This window comes from Methylophaga sp. UBA3192 (assembly GCA_002363955.1).
In the GTDB taxonomy this organism is placed as follows: domain Bacteria; phylum Pseudomonadota; class Gammaproteobacteria; order Nitrosococcales; family Methylophagaceae; genus Methylophaga.
The window spans coordinates 56,277-71,120 of record DEXE01000009.1 but is presented as its reverse complement, the minus strand read 5'-3'; the positions used below and the strand labels follow the sequence as shown (position 1 = coordinate 71,120).

The 14,844-nt window shown below is 44.1% G+C and carries 19 protein-coding genes; 12 read left to right on the top strand and 7 right to left on the bottom strand.

All coding sequences use genetic code 11. The annotated features are described in order from the left end of the window. Positions 1 to 81: 81 nt before the first annotated feature. From B2337_RS14400 to B2337_RS14385, 4 genes are all read right to left on the bottom strand, one after another. A complete protein-coding gene (locus B2337_RS14400) occupies positions 82 to 639 on the bottom strand; it encodes a cytochrome b (RefSeq protein ID WP_292361068.1) in 558 nt (185 codons plus the stop codon). A 90-nt stretch (positions 640 to 729) separates the two neighbouring features. Then, the gene (gene gyrB / locus B2337_RS14395; protein WP_292414628.1) at positions 730 to 3,144 is read right to left on the bottom strand and encodes a DNA topoisomerase (ATP-hydrolyzing) subunit B; all 2,415 of its coding nucleotides are present in this window, start codon (positions 3,142 to 3,144) and stop codon (positions 730 to 732) included. Between the two features lie 74 nt (positions 3,145 to 3,218). Next, entirely contained in the window at positions 3,219 to 4,295 is a 1,077-nt protein-coding gene (gene recF, locus B2337_RS14390; protein WP_292414627.1) for a DNA replication/repair protein RecF, read from the bottom strand. A gap of 109 nt (positions 4,296 to 4,404) precedes the next feature. Continuing rightward, a complete protein-coding gene (locus B2337_RS14385) occupies positions 4,405 to 4,569 on the bottom strand; it encodes a rubredoxin (protein WP_292361074.1) in 165 nt (54 codons plus the stop codon). A gap of 143 nt (positions 4,570 to 4,712) precedes the next feature. Between B2337_RS14385 and B2337_RS14380 the strand changes: the two genes are divergently transcribed. Further along, positions 4,713 to 5,621, top strand: coding sequence for a hydrogen peroxide-inducible genes activator (locus tag B2337_RS14380; protein WP_292414626.1), 909 nt, complete (start codon positions 4,713 to 4,715; stop codon positions 5,619 to 5,621). Here B2337_RS14380 and B2337_RS14375 read toward each other — a convergent pair. After that, entirely contained in the window at positions 5,618 to 6,244 is a 627-nt protein-coding gene (locus B2337_RS14375) for a redoxin domain-containing protein (RefSeq protein WP_292414624.1), read from the bottom strand. The genes B2337_RS14380 and B2337_RS14375 overlap by 4 nt on opposite strands. 54 nt (positions 6,245 to 6,298) lie before the next feature. On the opposite strand from B2337_RS14375, the gene murJ reads away from it, so the two are divergent. Continuing rightward, positions 6,299 to 7,843, top strand: a complete 1,545-nt coding sequence (murJ, locus tag B2337_RS14370; RefSeq protein WP_292361080.1) for a murein biosynthesis integral membrane protein MurJ — start codon at positions 6,299 to 6,301, stop codon at positions 7,841 to 7,843. Positions 7,844 to 7,889: 46 nt separating this feature from the next. Here murJ and B2337_RS14365 read toward each other — a convergent pair whose 3' ends face one another. Both B2337_RS14365 and fnr read right to left on the bottom strand, forming a co-directional pair. Then, positions 7,890 to 8,567 (bottom strand): OmpW/AlkL family protein, encoded by a 678-nt coding sequence (locus B2337_RS14365; protein WP_292361082.1) that lies wholly within the window; start codon positions 8,565 to 8,567, stop codon positions 7,890 to 7,892. A gap of 252 nt (positions 8,568 to 8,819) precedes the next feature. Beyond that, positions 8,820 to 9,569, bottom strand: coding sequence for a fumarate/nitrate reduction transcriptional regulator Fnr (gene fnr / locus B2337_RS14360; RefSeq protein ID WP_292361084.1), 750 nt, complete (start codon positions 9,567 to 9,569; stop codon positions 8,820 to 8,822). A gap of 97 nt (positions 9,570 to 9,666) precedes the next feature. Here fnr and hisB point away from each other — a divergent pair, with 97 nt between their 5' ends. The 10 genes from hisB to tatC are packed head-to-tail and all read left to right on the top strand — an operon-like array spanning position 9,667 to position 14,844. Beyond that, entirely contained in the window at positions 9,667 to 10,260 is a 594-nt protein-coding gene (gene hisB, locus B2337_RS14355) for an imidazoleglycerol-phosphate dehydratase HisB (protein ID WP_292361086.1), read from the top strand. A gap of 49 nt (positions 10,261 to 10,309) precedes the next feature. Further along, a complete protein-coding gene (gene hisH, locus B2337_RS14350; RefSeq protein ID WP_292414623.1) occupies positions 10,310 to 10,945 on the top strand; it encodes an imidazole glycerol phosphate synthase subunit HisH in 636 nt (211 codons plus the stop codon). Positions 10,946 to 10,970: 25 nt separating this feature from the next. Beyond that, positions 10,971 to 11,720, top strand: a complete 750-nt coding sequence (hisA, locus tag B2337_RS14345; protein WP_292361091.1) for a 1-(5-phosphoribosyl)-5-[(5-phosphoribosylamino)methylideneamino]imidazole-4-carboxamide isomerase — start codon at positions 10,971 to 10,973, stop codon at positions 11,718 to 11,720. Positions 11,721 to 11,727: 7 nt separating this feature from the next. Further along, positions 11,728 to 12,501 carry an imidazole glycerol phosphate synthase subunit HisF gene (hisF, locus tag B2337_RS14340; RefSeq protein WP_292361092.1) on the top strand — a complete coding sequence of 258 codons (774 nt, stop codon included), beginning with the start codon at positions 11,728 to 11,730 and terminating at the stop codon, positions 12,499 to 12,501. After that, positions 12,498 to 12,878 (top strand): phosphoribosyl-AMP cyclohydrolase, encoded by a 381-nt coding sequence (gene hisI / locus B2337_RS14335; protein ID WP_292361094.1) that lies wholly within the window; start codon positions 12,498 to 12,500, stop codon positions 12,876 to 12,878. The genes hisF and hisI overlap by 4 nt, the downstream gene beginning before the upstream one ends. Then, on the top strand, positions 12,878 to 13,198 hold the full coding sequence (locus tag B2337_RS14330; RefSeq protein WP_292361096.1) for a phosphoribosyl-ATP diphosphatase: 321 nt from the start codon (positions 12,878 to 12,880) through the stop codon (positions 13,196 to 13,198). The genes hisI and B2337_RS14330 overlap by 1 nt, the downstream gene beginning before the upstream one ends. Further along, a complete protein-coding gene (locus tag B2337_RS14325) occupies positions 13,195 to 13,533 on the top strand; it encodes a histidine triad nucleotide-binding protein (RefSeq protein ID WP_292361097.1) in 339 nt (112 codons plus the stop codon). The genes B2337_RS14330 and B2337_RS14325 overlap by 4 nt, the downstream gene beginning before the upstream one ends. A gap of 9 nt (positions 13,534 to 13,542) precedes the next feature. Beyond that, entirely contained in the window at positions 13,543 to 13,785 is a 243-nt protein-coding gene (gene tatA / locus B2337_RS14320; RefSeq protein WP_292361099.1) for a twin-arginine translocase TatA/TatE family subunit, read from the top strand. 5 nt (positions 13,786 to 13,790) lie between these two features. Further along, positions 13,791 to 14,111, top strand: a complete 321-nt coding sequence (gene tatB, locus B2337_RS14315) for a Sec-independent protein translocase protein TatB (RefSeq protein ID WP_292361101.1) — start codon at positions 13,791 to 13,793, stop codon at positions 14,109 to 14,111. Continuing rightward, positions 14,101 to 14,844 carry a twin-arginine translocase subunit TatC gene (gene tatC, locus B2337_RS14310; RefSeq protein WP_292361103.1) on the top strand — a complete coding sequence of 248 codons (744 nt, stop codon included), beginning with the start codon at positions 14,101 to 14,103 and terminating at the stop codon, positions 14,842 to 14,844. The genes tatB and tatC overlap by 11 nt, the downstream gene beginning before the upstream one ends.

Genomic DNA, 14,844 nt, shown 5'->3' with positions numbered 1-14,844 from the left:
CAACCTTATTTAGGACGGGTCATATTCCTAAAAAAAGGCCCTTATAAGGGCCTTTTTTTATATTTAGCGACATATATCCCGCTATTTCCATAATGACATCCTGCGCGTCACCTCAGAGCCGCTTAACCTATGTTTCATAGCGGCCCCAACATGTAGTACTAATACAGCAATAAAAATATACGCTAATGCCTGGTGAATGTCGGTGAACGTTTCTCTGGCGACTGCATCACCCTCTGCTAATCGAGGTAGCGTTACCCCCCACAGCTTTGTGTCATATTTACTGTACATTGATTGAAGATAGCCTGTTATCGGCATGGCGATCATCAATCCATATAATAGAAAATGGACAAAGCCAGACAGTCTTTGCTGCCAACTCGGCACGCTATCTGGTAACGGGGGAGCAGTATGGGTCAATCGCCATATTACACGTAATATAATAAAAGCAGCGATCGTGATTCCCATTGATTTATGTAATAAAAACCAGAATGCACGTACGCTTTCCTGTCCTGGTGGCAATTCAGATTCTTTTGGCAATCCTACCATCCACAATCCCAAACCCAACATAAAAAATATCATCGCCGCTATTAACCAATGCAAAATTATCTGGCCTTGATCATAACGAGCGTCATTCATCGACATTTTTCTCTCCTGAATAATAAACAAAAGGCCATTCAGATTTACTGAATGGCCTTCTTTATGACCGTGTGTAACGGGAAGAATTCCCTATAGTTATATATCTAAGTTCGATGCCTGTAAAGCGTGGGTTTCAATAAATTCTCTCCGCGGCTCTACGTTATCGCCCATTAAAGTGTTAAAGGTTTCATCTGCAGTAATGGCATCTGAAATTCTTACCTGGAGCAGGCGACGCTTTGATTTATCCATGGTGGTTTCCCACAACTGTTCTGGATTCATCTCACCCAGGCCTTTATAACGTTGTACATGCTGGCCACGACGCGCTTCGGCCATTAACCATTTAACCGCTTGGGAGAAATGCTGAACATTTTCATTTCTTTCTCCACGCTCAATTCTGGCCCCTTCACCGAATAGGCCATTGATTTTATTAGAGAAAGACATGATTTTTTGATATTCCGTACTGGCAAAAAACTCACCGGGCACATGAAAGTCATTACTGATGCCATGCCGGGTAAAGCTGATATTCACATGCGGCATAGGCTCTTTGTCATGTTTTTGCAGATCCAGAACAAAATAAGTGCCGGTTGGCATAATTGAGTTCATCCGTTGCTCAATGGCTTTCAACCATGCTTTCATTGCCGCGTTATCGGTAAATTCAGGTATCGCTGTTTGATAGATCAATTCATCCAGAAACGCCGGATAATAATGATTGGCTAACCGGGTGATGATCGCTCTGATAGTTTGATATTCATTTACCAGTTGCGCCAGTGCATTGCCTTCGATTGGAACACCCTCTGCGGTTGGATAGAGTACCGCGTTGGTCAAAGCGACTTCCGTCAGATAGCGTTCCATTTCAGCGTCATCTTTAACGTAACGTTCCTGTTTACCTTTTTTGATTTTATACAAAGGAGGCTGTGCGATATACACATGTCCGCGCTCAATCAATTCTGGCATTTGTCTGTAGAAGAACGTGAGTAACAAGGTACGGATGTGTGAACCGTCGACGTCCGCATCGGTCATGATAATAATGTGGTGGTAGCGAAGCTTTTCCGGATCATATTCATCACGGCCAATACCACACCCTAGTGCCGTAATTAATGTTCCTACCTCAGCAGAGCCAATCATCTTGTCAAATCGAGCGCGCTCAACGTTTAAGATTTTTCCCTTCAAAGGTAGAATTGCCTGAGTTCGACGGTCGCGGCCTTGTTTGGCACTTCCACCGGCCGAGTCCCCTTCCACTAAGAACAGTTCAGATTGTGCTGGATCTCTTTCCTGGCAATCTGCCAGTTTTCCCGGTAAACCGGCAATATCCAATACGCCCTTGCGTCGCGTTAACTCACGTGCTTTACGTGCAGCATCCCGTGCACGTGCCGCATCAATCATCTTATTGGCGATCAGTTTTGCTTCGCTTGGATTTTCAATCAGAAAGTCCTGGAAATGTTCATTTACCAGTGACTCAACAATGGTACGAACTTCTGATGAAACCAGCTTATCTTTTGTCTGTGATGAAAATTTCGGGTCAGGTACTTTAACCGATAACACAGCAGTCAGCCCTTCACGTGCATCATCACCACTGGTGACCACTTTTGATTTTTTCGCCAGACCTTCGCTGTCGATATATTGATTTAAGCTTCTGGTCAGTGCTGCCCTAAAACCAGCCAAATGTGTACCACCATCTCGTTGTGGAATGTTATTGGTAAAACAATAAATATTTTCCTGATAAGAATCATTCCATTGCATTGCCAACTCAACAACGACGTCGTCTCTTGTGCCACTTATATTAATGACGTGTTCATGTACGAAGGTTTTATTTTTATTCAGATGCGTAACAAATGCGCTGATACCACCTTCATAATGAAAGACTTCAGTTTTCTCATCCCTTTCATCCGTCAGTACTATTCTGACGCCTGAGTTTAAAAAAGCGAGTTCCCGGATTCGTTTGGCAAGAATTTTGTAATCATAGGTGATCTGGGTAAAGGTTTCTTCACTCGGCCAAAATTGTATTTTTGTACCAGTTTCTTCGGTTGCTTCAAATGCTGTTAATGGCGCATCGGGTACACCGTGTGTATAACTCTGTTTATGAAAATAACCGTTACGTTTTATTTCAAGTGTCAGTTTTTTTGATAATGCATTGACCACTGAAATACCAACCCCATGAAGACCACCTGAGACTTTATATGAATTATCATCAAATTTGCCGCCGGCATGCAGTACAGTCATGATAACTTCTGCGGCAGAAACGCCTTCACCTTCATGCATGTCCACGGGAATTCCGCGGCCATTATCTTCTACTGAAACTGAATCATCTGGATGTATACGAACATTGATTTCAGTACAATGTCCTGCTAGAGATTCATCAATTGAATTATCTAAAACTTCGAAGACCATGTGATGCAAGCCCGTACCATCATCTGTATCTCCTATATACATGCCTGGGCGTTTTCTGACAGCGTCTAATCCCTTTAAAACTTTAATGTTGGAAGAATCGTAACTATTATTTTCAGTGGTCATAAATTAATCCATTTACAGCAAGGTGATGCATAATCGTCCATTCTACTATGTATCGTCGTTGGTTGACAGCGTGACTATATCTGTCTTAACTCCCCACGTTCCACGTGGAACAAACTTCCATTTTCATCATTTTCAATAGCTGCATTAAGCTCAGAGCTAGTTGTTGTGATAAAGGTCTGAACCCGTAAATCTTTAATACAATCTAGCACCAAATGCTGATGTTGAACATCCAGTTCTGAGCTAATATCATCTACCAATAAAATACTTTTTTGCTCATTAAACTGCTGAAGGAGCGAAATTTGTGCAAGGCTAATCGCCAAAAAAAACAACTTCTGCTGCCCTCTAGATAGGACTTCAGCAGGATCATTTCCATTTATTCGGATTGACCAATCAGCCGCATGTGGTCCTGACCGTGTATATCCCAATGCACGATCTCTATCAATTGTGGTTTCGATGACATTTTTGAACTCATGTTCTTTAGGCCAACCAGACAAATACCTTAATTCAAACTTTGCATTATTAAAATCTTTACATAGTTTGTTAAACCATTTTTCAAAGCTGATTAATAACTGCATTAAATATTCGTTTCTGTATCTTGATAAATGTAAACCGTGCTCTACTAAAGATACATTCCATACCCTAATTTCAGTTACAGGCTTATTATTTCGTAAAGCAGCATTCCTTTGAGAAAGTATTTTTTTATAGGCTTGCCAATGAAACAAGAAATCTTGTTCCACGTGGAACAATCCCCAATCAACAACTCTCCTTCGGAACGATGGCCCCAATTCAAAAAACTGATGACAATTTGCTGGTATGTACTGTAGGGGGAGATGACTGGCTAACTCAGAAAGCTTTTTCAAGGGCGCATTATTAAGTCGGATTTGAATCCCTGTAGCAGAAGAAAACTGCAGTCCCACAGGAATACCTGGTTTGATTCTGGCAAACACCTGAAAATGCACTTCATCCGTTTGTATTACATTTTTTAAATTTCGGGTACGAAATGAGCGCCCCATAGCAAGTAAATAGATGGCCTCAAGAACACTGGTTTTGCCAGATCCATTTTCGCCTGACAAGATGTTTATACCAGGGTCTGGATAAACAACGGCCTTTTGAATATTTCGAAAATGGGTAAGAGTTAATTCCGTCAGCACGTTATATCTATCAAATAATAATAAGAGCGTTTCGTTTTATGATTTCGGCCTTATATATCTCATAACCTCAAAATCGATACATTTAGGTTTTAATCAAGTAATGCTGTTATCAGATTTCCAGCATTTCAAAATCTTCTTTTCCAACGCCACATTCCGGGCATTCCCAGTCATCAGGAATATCATCCCATGCCGTACCTGGCGGAATACCTTCTTCCGGCAATCCTTTAGCCTCATCATAAATAAACCCACAAACCAAACACTGCCATTTACGCATAAACATCTCCGACTAAAATTGTTAAATATATGGTGACATCTTACAACAAAACAGGTTTTACGTTGATTGCATAATTGTCATTCAAATTATGATAAATTGTTCAAAGCAAATCATTATCAACTTATTAAGTGATTAAAACGATTATGAGACTTCCCACTTTACGCCAACTGCAGTATCTAACCGCTGTCATTGAAGAAAAACATTTCGGACGAGCTGCAGAAAAATGTCATGTGACACAATCTACCTTAAGCGCGGGAATTCAGGATTTGGAAGACCTGTTAGAAGTAGGTTTACTTGAGAGAACCAATAGAAAAGTATTGACCACACCTATTGGGGAGGAGGTTGCAGAACGAGCTCGGCAAATATTGTCACTCAGTGATGATTTAGTGGATCTGGCTCAAGCAGAAAAAAACCCTTTATCCGGCAGGATAAGAATTGGCGTCATTCCGACAATAAGTCCATTTTTATTGCCCCGTGTATTGCCCCGTATACGCAAGCAATTGCCACAGTTAGAGCTATTACTTATTGAGGATCAGTCCGAAAGATTATTAACACAAGTTGAAAATGGCAGTATTGATGTGGCGATATTAGCCTTTCCGTTTAATACTCGAAATCTGAATTATCGTGTTATCGCCGAAGAACCTTTCTGGGTTGCATTACCCAAAGAGCACCCATTAAGCCGTTATGAAACATTGCAACCCCACCAACTACCCATCAATGAATTATTACTTCTGGCAGAAGGCCACTGTATGCGGGAACATGCCATAAGTGCCTGTCAGTTACCGGCATCTGCTCAGCGGCGGAGTTTTCAGGCGACCAGTTTGTATACCTTGATAGAAATGGTGGCCAGCGGATTAGGAATAACATTGATTCCACAGATGGCGATTAATTCAGATATGGTGCGTCATGCAGATATCTGTCTGCGCCCCCTAAAGCAGGATAGTCTCGCAAAACGTGAAATCGGACTGGTCTGGCGACCCAGCTTCCGCCGAACCAGCACACTGGAACAATTATCATTGAGCTTTACCGCAGCCATGGAAGAGAGTGATTAACCTTTACTGGCATATTCAGCGCGGATTTGAATAAAACTCTGTCTCAAAATGACCGAGGTGAATGGTGCCTGAAAGCGGGCAGTAAGTAATCCTTTTGGATTGACCAGAAATACCGCATGAGCCAGATCCTGATGTGCATATGCCCGGCTTCGGGTAAAAAATGCCTGTAGTTCCTGTTTAGCAGATGCTGCGGCAGAAACAGAAATGACATGGCCCTGAAGGTTGTGAGACTGGCTCAGCGCAAGCAACTGTCTTGTCTGCTGACCGGTGGTATCAATCAGCACAACTTGAACTGTTCGATTGGCAAGACCAGCCTTTAAATTGCTCAAAACTTTCAGGATCGCATCACAGTCAAGGCAATCTGCTGATGTGAAAAACACAAAACTCCATTTACCCACTAATGCGTCATTGGTAAACACCGTATTGTCAATGTTATGTCCCAGAAACTGTGGAATTTCCAATACTGGTTCAAACTGCGTCAGCATCGCGTCAACCTGGCCTGAAGACTCATCCGTTTGGTGTTGCGGACTGAACGTAAGAAAAAACAGTAATAATAATGCCACCAAGCCAAGATATGTCAGCAAAAAACGCTTAGAATGGACATTTTTAAACATATTCTGCATCGTTGGCTCTCCGCGACACGTTGGCAGGCTTACTCACTAAATAATTAAGCGCCCATGAAAGAAAAATTGCTTAAGTCTACTATCGTTGTCAGCATGATGACGTTTTTATCCCGAATTTTGGGATTTGTTCGAGATATTGTGATTGCCAGATTCCTTGGTGCAGGAATGGGGGCTGACGTTTTTTTTGTTGCTTTCAAAATACCCAACTTTCTGCGACGCCTGTTTGCCGAAGGCGCCTTTTCCCAGGCCTTTATCCCCGTTCTTGCCGAATATCGTGAACGTGGCGATGGTGATTTAAAAAAACTTATTGCTGCTACCAGCGGCACCCTGGCGGGGGTTTTATTTTTCATTACGCTGATTGGCGTCATTGCCGCGCCTGTCATCATTCTTGTGTTTGCCCCCGGCTTTATTGATCAACCGGAAAAATTACAGTTGGCCGGAGAGCTGTTAAGAATAACTTTCCCTTATATTCTGTTTGTCTCATTAACCGCACTCGCCAGTTCGATTCTGAATAGTTATGGCAAGTTTGCCGTACCTGCTTTTACCCCGGTTTTCCTGAACATTTCGATGATTGGCTGTGCCTTATGGCTGGCACCACATCTGGATGAGCCGGTTAAAGCATTAGCCTGGGGGGTATTTATCGGCGGGATAGTGCAATTACTCTTTCAGATGCCGTTTTTAATGAAGATCGGCAGTCTTCCAAAACCCCGCTGGGGCTGGAGAGATGAGGGCGTTCAGAAAATTCTGCGACTAATGATACCTGCCATGTTTGGCGTATCTGTTTCACAAATCAATTTATTGCTGGATACCTTGCTGGCTTCATTTCTAATCACCGGCAGTATCTCCTGGTTGTATTATTCGGATCGACTGGTTGAATTTCCTTTGGGCATTTTGGGCATTGCCCTGGCGACGGTCATCTTGCCCAATCTTTCCCGTAAACATGCAACAGCCTCGATGCAGGAGTTCTCACATACAATTGACTGGGCATTACGCTGGGTATTTTTAATCGGCACCCCGGCAGCTATCGGCTTGATCATTCTGGCTGAGCCATTATTGATTACCCTGTTTCAATATGGTGAATTTACACCTTATGATGCTCATCAGGCCTCTTTAAGCTTAATGGCTTATGGCCTTGGATTGTTGCCGTTTATTTTCATCAAGGTTCTGGCGCCGGGCTTTTATGCCCGCCAGGATACAAAAACCCCAGTCAAAATCGGTATTATTGCGATGGTCAGCAATATGGGGCTGAATATTATCCTGATGATTTATCTGGCCCATGTCGGCCTGGCTCTGGCAACGGCATTGTCTGCCATGCTCAATGCCGGATTGCTGTATTACACATTACGCAAAAAAGCGGTTTATCAGCCGATTAGCGGCTGGGGAATATTCTTTATCCGCATGTTATTAGCCAATCTCGCTCTTGTATTTTTCCTGTTATGGACTAATCCAAACAGTAATGAATGGATAAGCTGGGGAGGCTGGCACCGGTTTGGTGTATTAATGGGGCTGATTGGACTGTCTGCGATGATTTATTTTGCCGTTCTCGCAGCATGTGGAGTTAGGCTGAAAACTCTGGTCATGCCGCACTCCAATACATAAAAAAGCCCTCGTTGAAGAGGGCTTTTCGACAAACCTGGAGAGAAACTTAAAAGCGTCGACCGATACCGATACCGTAAACAAACGGGTCAATATCTGCATTAATCTTAGCACTACCGACCGCTGTATTTTTAAACCGGGCAGTGGTATCAATATCCAGGTATTTAATATCCATATTGACGAACCAGTCCTGGTTAATGGCGATATCCACACCGACCTGTGCCGCCCAGCCCCATGAGCTTTCCAGTTTAACTTTATCGCCGGAATTACTTAACAGAGAACTACTGGGGACTTTTTCATCAAAGAAATACGTGTAATTCACACCGGCGCCAATATAAGGACGAATATTGGAGTCTGGCAGAAAGTGGTATTGCAATGTCAAAGTGGGTGGCAACACTTTGGTATCAATAACATCGCCCAGGACTGCCCAAGATTTTTCACCAGTAACCGTGTGTTCTGAATAACCTAAAATCAGCTCTACCCCCCAGTTTCGCGTGATCATATAGGTAATATCCAACTCCGGAACCGTATCACTGTCTACTTTCACACCTTTCGTTCCTGTATCAGCGCCATTAACCGTCAGACTACCACTGCTGTCATTAGGATTAACATTGATAATACGTCCCCGGATTAACCAGTCACCCGCCTCATAAGCCATAACAGTAGTAACAGGTCCAGCCAAACCAGCAGCCAGCAGGATAGAAGAAATCAGGGGAATTTTTTTCATGGGACGACTCCGAATAATAATCTGTTGTGATACACAGTTTCAGATCATACGGAGTACCGGTGTTTCGGCATTGATCCAGGTCAATAAAATGTTTTTTGGGTGTGTTTATCTTTGAGCGCAGTTCTACTGGAGCTCCTGTATTCTCTCAAGAGGGAAATACTGCGGTGTACTATTTAAGTCATGTTCAACACCCTGCGACGGAATAAGTTCCGGCCCTTAGGATTGCGTTATTGAAGATCAACAGACTTCAGGTTATCCACAACGTTGTTTTAATGCCGGCAGATCCAGAATCGTTACCTCTTTACCTTGCGTCGTTAATAACTGCTGTTCCTGTAATTGCGTAAATAAACGGCTGACCGTTTCAATCGCCAGGCCAAGATGGTTTGCGATATCACCACGTGACATTGTCAACTGGAACGACAAAGCAGAATATCCACGTTCACTGAAACGCTGAGAAAGTGATAATAAGAAACTAATCAGCTTTTCCTGAGCGGTCTTTTTACCCAAAGACAGTAATAAATTTTTATCGGCTGACATTTCTTTACTTAATCGCGTCATTAACTGATTCTGTAACTCTGGAATCGTGGCACTGAACTCCTGCAAGCGCTCGTAAGGTAATTCGCAGATGCTGCTGGCCTCAAGTGCACGAGCCGTTGATAAATAACGTTGCTGGTAAATGGCATCCATCCCGATAAACTCTCCGGGAAAATAAAAACTAGTGACCTGTTCGCGTCCATCAGCCGCTGAAATGGTGGTTTTGAACGAACCTGAACGAACAACAAATATCGTCTTGAAGGTTGAGGCAGGTTCAAACAGAATTTGATGTCGTTTGAAGCCAGCACTGCGCTTGATGATCTGATCCAGTTTGGATAAATCATCCCGATGCAGCCCCAAAGGCAGGCATAGCCGGTATAAAGCACATGATTGACAGGCAAGTTGATGATGATGTTCAACCTTGGCAAAATCTTCAAATAATGGCGTTATCACCCTGGCTTGTGTCATTTTATTTTCCCTAAAAAAGTCACAGGCCATGATAACGCTTCAAACCCGGCACTGAAACAGTTATTATTTGTTTTTATTTCAGTTTTCAGGAAAGCTAATGACCGCTCGTAGCGCCAATGTTGCGCGTAACACGCTCGAAACCCAAATTGAAGTTTCCATCAACCTGGATGGCAGCGGAAAATTCCAATCCGAAACCGGCGTGCCATTTCTCGATCACATGTTGGAACAAATTGCCCGTCACGGCTTATTTGATCTGCAAATCAAAGCAAATGGTGATCTGCATATTGATGCTCACCACACGGTTGAAGATGTTGGCATCACCATTGGCCAGGCATTAAAACAGGCACTGGGTGATAAAAAAGGCGTTGTCCGTTATGGACATTCCTATGTGCCTTTGGATGAAGCTTTATCTCGAGTAGTACTTGATTTATCAGGCAGACCCGGCTTCGAATTTGATGTGACTTTCACCCGCGACAAAATTGGTGAATTTGATGTGGATTTGTTTTATGAATTCTTTCAGGGACTGGTCAATCACGCCGGCATCACCTTACACATTGATAACCTCAAAGGGCGTAATGCGCACCACATCGCAGAAACGATTTTTAAGGCTTTCGGGCGGGCTCTGCGTATGGCTGTCACGCTGGATGAACGTGCTTTACAACAATTGCCTTCCACCAAGGGTGCTTTATAATCGATTAACGATTTTCTAACTCTACTTTTCTAGCTCAGGTCCTTGTTTTATGCGTCGCGTTGCAGTTATTGATTACGGCATGGGTAATTTACGCTCAGTCTCCAAAGCCTTGGAAACCGTAGCCGATAACCACACTCAGATTTTTGTTACCGCTGATCCGTCCGAGATCCGTGCCGCTGATCATATTGTGTTTCCTGGCGTAGGCGCTATTCGGGACTGCATGGCAGAACTCAAAAAACTTGAACTCGACAAACTCATCATCGAAATGGCCAGTCAGAAACCATTCCTGGGAATATGTCTCGGCATGCAGGCTTTATTAACCCATAGTCAGGAAAACCAGGGCTCAGATGGCTTGGACATCATTGAAGGTGACGTTCTGTACTTTGAAAAGGCGGTTGAACAGGGGCTGAAAGTACCGCACATGGGCTGGAATGAAGTCGAGCAAACCTTCGCACACCCCTTGTGGCAAGATATACCTCAGAATAGTCGTTTTTATTTTGTTCATAGTTTTTATGTGCAGCCTGCAGATGAAACCAAAATCTCCGGCCGCAGTCATTACGCTTTACCTTTTGCTGCCGCATTGGCACAAGAAAACCTGTTTGCCGTACAGTTTCACCCTGAAAAAAGCCAACATGCCGGCTTGCAGTTATTGAAAAATTTTATTAACTGGGACGGTCAGTCCTGACAATTTGTTTGATGGAGAAAGCGTTATGTTATTAATCCCTGCCATTGATCTTAAAGAGGGTCACTGCGTTCGATTGCGTCAGGGACGCATGGAAGATAACACTGTATTTTCGGAAGATCCGCTGGCCGTTGCGACAAGGTGGGTTGAAGCCGGTGCCAAGCGATTGCACATGGTGGATCTGGACGGTGCTTTTGCGGGTAACCCTGTTAACGCTAATGTTATTCATCAAATCTGTGCCGCTTTCCCGGATCTGGATGTGCAGGTGGGTGGTGGTATTCGTGATGAAGACACTATTCAAACCTATCTCGATGCTGGTGTTCGCTATGTCATTATCGGTACTAAAGCCATTAATGCACCCCATTTTGTCGGGGATGTCTGCGCCGAGTTTCCCGGCCATATCATCGTCGGACTTGATGCCAAAGATGGCAAGGTGGCCATTGATGGCTGGTCGAAATTATCCAACCATGACGTGATCGATATTGCTCAACAGTTTGAACAGGATGGGGTAGAAGCCATTATTTACACTGATATCAGTCGTGACGGAATGATGCAGGGAGTGAACTTGCAATCAACACGAGATCTGGCCCGCGCCATCAATATTCCGGTCATCGCTTCTGGCGGCGTAACCAACTATGACGATATCAAAGCGCTTTGTCATTACGAATCCGAAGGTGTCATGGGTGCCATTATTGGTCGCGCCATCTATGAAGGTACCATTGATTTGGCCGAAGGCCAGGCAATGGCCGATCGTTTAAATCCACCACTGCAATTCTGAATCTGATATGGCTTTGGCAAAACGTATTATCCCCTGTCTTGATGTCGATGCCGGCCGCGTCGTAAAAGGTGTGCAATTTGTCGATATCCGTGATGCCGGTGATCCGGTAGAAATTGCCAAGCGTTACGATGAACAGGGTGCAGATGAACTGACTTTTCTGGATATTACGGCTACTCACCATAACCGTGACACCATGGAAGACGTGGTCAAAGCCGTTGCCAGCCAGGTGTTTATTCCACTTACCGTTGGAGGTGGCATTAGAACAGTAGCGGATATTCGTCGTATGCTGAATGCCGGTGCAGATAAAGTCGGCATTAATTCAGCCGCCGTCAGCAACCCTGATTTTGTTCGCGAAGCGGCTGAGAAATTTGGATCACAATGTATAGTCGTGGCCATTGATGCCAAACGTGTATCGGCTGACGGGGAAACACCGAGATGGGAAATATTTACCCATGGTGGTCGACAGCCAACAGGTATTGATGCCGTCGAATGGGCCAAAAAAATGGTTAAATTAGGCGCGGGTGAAATTTTACTCACCAGCATGGATCGCGATGGCACAAAATCCGGTTTTGATTTGGAACTCACCCGGGCCGTCAGCGATGCCGTTGTGGTGCCGGTTATTGCTTCCGGTGGTGTGGGTAAACTGCAGGATCTGACGGATGGTATCAAGTTGGGACATGCGGATGCGGTTCTGGCCGCCAGCATTTTTCATTTCGGTGAACATACCGTCGGTGAAGCAAAACAACAAATGGCAGAGCAGGGCATAGAGGTGCGTTTATGAGCTCATGGCTGGATCAGGTAAACTGGGGCAGTGATGGCTTGGCGCCTGTTATCACACAAGAGTTTTCGACTAAGCAAGTACTTACTTTAGCCTGGATGAACCGTCAGTCATTACAGCTGACAGCTGAAACCGGTCATGCTGTTTACTGGTCACGTTCGCGACAAAAACTGTGGCATAAAGGGGAACAGTCCGGTCATCAGCAACTTATTAAGTCGATACGTATTGATTGTGATCAGGATGCTATTTTGCTTGAAGTTGAACAGATTGGTGGCATTGCCTGTCATACTGGACGTCATCATTGTTTCTTCCTAGAACTGCAGAACGGTGAGTGGCAAACTACTGAGCCGGTTCTGAAAAATCCGGATGAGATTTATTAATGCGTGATACCTTGCATAAACTGATGGCAGTGCTGAATGAACGTAAAACTGCTGATGCCGACAGTTCATATGTCGCCAGCCTGTATGCAGCCGGCACCGACAAAATTCTGAAAAAACTAGGCGAAGAAGCCACTGAAACGGTTATCGCCGGAAAAGCGGGTGATCGAGAGCAAATCATCTACGAAACTGCTGACCTTTGGTTTCACTCTATGGTGTTACTGGCGCATAATGATATTGATATCGATGCCCTTTTAACCGAGCTGGATCGTCGTTTTGGTTTATCAGGTCATGAAGAAAAAGCCAGCAGGAGCAAAAAATGACCGACTGTATTTTCTGCAAAATTATTGCCGGTGAGATTCCCTCTTCAAAAGTCTATGAAGATGAGCTGATTTTTGTGTTCAAGGATATTAATCCGAAAGCCACCGTTCATCTGTTAGTGATTCCTAAACAGCACATCGCACGGTTGGATCATCTTGATGAAAGTCATAGCAGCCTAATTGCTCATATGTTTCTCAAACTGCCAGCGCTGGCAAAATCACAAGGTCTGGAGACCGGTTTTCGTACCATTATCAATACCGGTCCCGGCGGTGGTCAGGAAGTCGATCATTTACACATTCATTTGCTGGGCGGTAACAATCTGCCTGGTTTTCATTAGGAGCGCGTCATGGGATTTGGTGGAATCAGTGTATGGCAATTATTGATTGTTCTGGTCATTGTCATTTTGCTTTTCGGCACTAAAAAACTGCGCTCCCTGGGTGGTGACCTCGGTAGTGCTATTCGCAGCTTTAAATCCTCGGTACGTGAAGGCGAAGATGAAAAAAAAGATGAAGCTGGCAATCTGAAGCATGACAACGAGACCGAGCAGCATCAACAGCAACATGAAGAACACGACAACACCAAACGCTAATCACCGTGTTTGATATTGGTTTTTGGGAACTGTTAATTATTGCCGTTGTGGCATTAATAGTAATTGGCCCGGAAAAACTGCCAAGAGTGGTTCGTGTCTGTGGCTTGTGGATTGGCCGAGCCAATGCTTCACTTCAAGCGGTCAAAAATGATATTGCCAAAGAACTTCGAGCCGAAGAAATCAAGCAGGCCTTTAAAAAACCCGATGATTTACCCGATCTGAATGAAATCATTGATATTGATGAACCGGTAAAACCTGAATCGAATCCCTCGGATAACGCTGAAGATAATTCAGCGGAAAAAAAGCAGGCTGACGATGGAAAATAGTGAACAACAACCACTGATTTCTCATCTGGTTGAGCTTCGGGATCGGTTGCTCAGAGCTATCCTTGCCGTATTAATCATTGCCGTCTGCCTGTTACCCTTCGCCAATGACTTATATCTTATTTTATCTGCGCCCTTGCTTGAACATCTGCCAGAAACCAGTTCCATGATTGCCACAGAAGTGGCTTCACCCTTCCTGACCCCATTTAAATTAACACTGACCGCCGCGATTATGCTGGCGATGCCTGTTTTGCTTTATCAATTATGGGCCTTTATTGCTCCCGGCTTGTATCAACATGAAAGACGGCTGGTTTTTCCACTGATGTTTGCCAGTACGCTACTGTTTATTCTGGGCATATTGTTCGCTTATTTTGTCGTCTTTCCGCTGGTGTTTGGCTTTTTGACACAGGCAGCGCCTGAAGGTGTTGCAGTGATGACAGATATCAGCAGTTATCTGGATTTTGTTTTGAAGTTATTTTTTGCTTTTGGTCTGGCATTTGAAGTGCCAATCGCCACGTTACTGTTGATTTGGACAGGGATCTCCACTCGAGAAAGTCTTTCACAAAAAAGGCCTTATGTGATTGTCGGCGCTTTTGTGATTGGCATGTTACTTACCCCTCCAGATGTGATTTCACAAACATTGTTAGCGGTTCCAATCTGGTTGTTATTTGAACTGGGGTTACAGGTTTCGCGGTTTATTCCAAAAAACAGAGAGAAATCAGAAATAGCGGATTAG

Coding starts and splice junctions, on each gene's coding strand:
- hisH (WP_292414623.1), top strand. CDS start 10,310: ATGCGTCGCGTTGCAGTTATTGATTACGGCATGGGTAATTTACGCTCA.
- hisB (WP_292361086.1), top strand. CDS start 9,667: ATGACCGCTCGTAGCGCCAATGTTGCGCGTAACACGCTCGAAACCCAA.
- tatA (WP_292361099.1), top strand. CDS start 13,543: ATGGGATTTGGTGGAATCAGTGTATGGCAATTATTGATTGTTCTGGTC.
- B2337_RS14330 (WP_292361096.1), top strand. CDS start 12,878: ATGCGTGATACCTTGCATAAACTGATGGCAGTGCTGAATGAACGTAAA.
- B2337_RS14400 (WP_292361068.1), bottom strand. CDS start 639: ATGTCGATGAATGACGCTCGTTATGATCAAGGCCAGATAATTTTGCAT.
- fnr (WP_292361084.1), bottom strand. CDS start 9,569: ATGACACAAGCCAGGGTGATAACGCCATTATTTGAAGATTTTGCCAAG.
- B2337_RS14385 (WP_292361074.1), bottom strand. CDS start 4,569: ATGCGTAAATGGCAGTGTTTGGTTTGTGGGTTTATTTATGATGAGGCT.
- gyrB (WP_292414628.1), bottom strand. CDS start 3,144: ATGACCACTGAAAATAATAGTTACGATTCTTCCAACATTAAAGTTTTA.
- B2337_RS14325 (WP_292361097.1), top strand. CDS start 13,195: ATGACCGACTGTATTTTCTGCAAAATTATTGCCGGTGAGATTCCCTCT.
- B2337_RS14365 (WP_292361082.1), bottom strand. CDS start 8,567: ATGAAAAAAATTCCCCTGATTTCTTCTATCCTGCTGGCTGCTGGTTTG.
- tatC (WP_292361103.1), top strand. CDS start 14,101: ATGGAAAATAGTGAACAACAACCACTGATTTCTCATCTGGTTGAGCTT.
- hisF (WP_292361092.1), top strand. CDS start 11,728: ATGGCTTTGGCAAAACGTATTATCCCCTGTCTTGATGTCGATGCCGGC.
- B2337_RS14380 (WP_292414626.1), top strand. CDS start 4,713: ATGAGACTTCCCACTTTACGCCAACTGCAGTATCTAACCGCTGTCATT.
- hisI (WP_292361094.1), top strand. CDS start 12,498: ATGAGCTCATGGCTGGATCAGGTAAACTGGGGCAGTGATGGCTTGGCG.
- hisA (WP_292361091.1), top strand. CDS start 10,971: ATGTTATTAATCCCTGCCATTGATCTTAAAGAGGGTCACTGCGTTCGA.
- murJ (WP_292361080.1), top strand. CDS start 6,299: ATGAAAGAAAAATTGCTTAAGTCTACTATCGTTGTCAGCATGATGACG.
- B2337_RS14375 (WP_292414624.1), bottom strand. CDS start 6,244: ATGCAGAATATGTTTAAAAATGTCCATTCTAAGCGTTTTTTGCTGACA.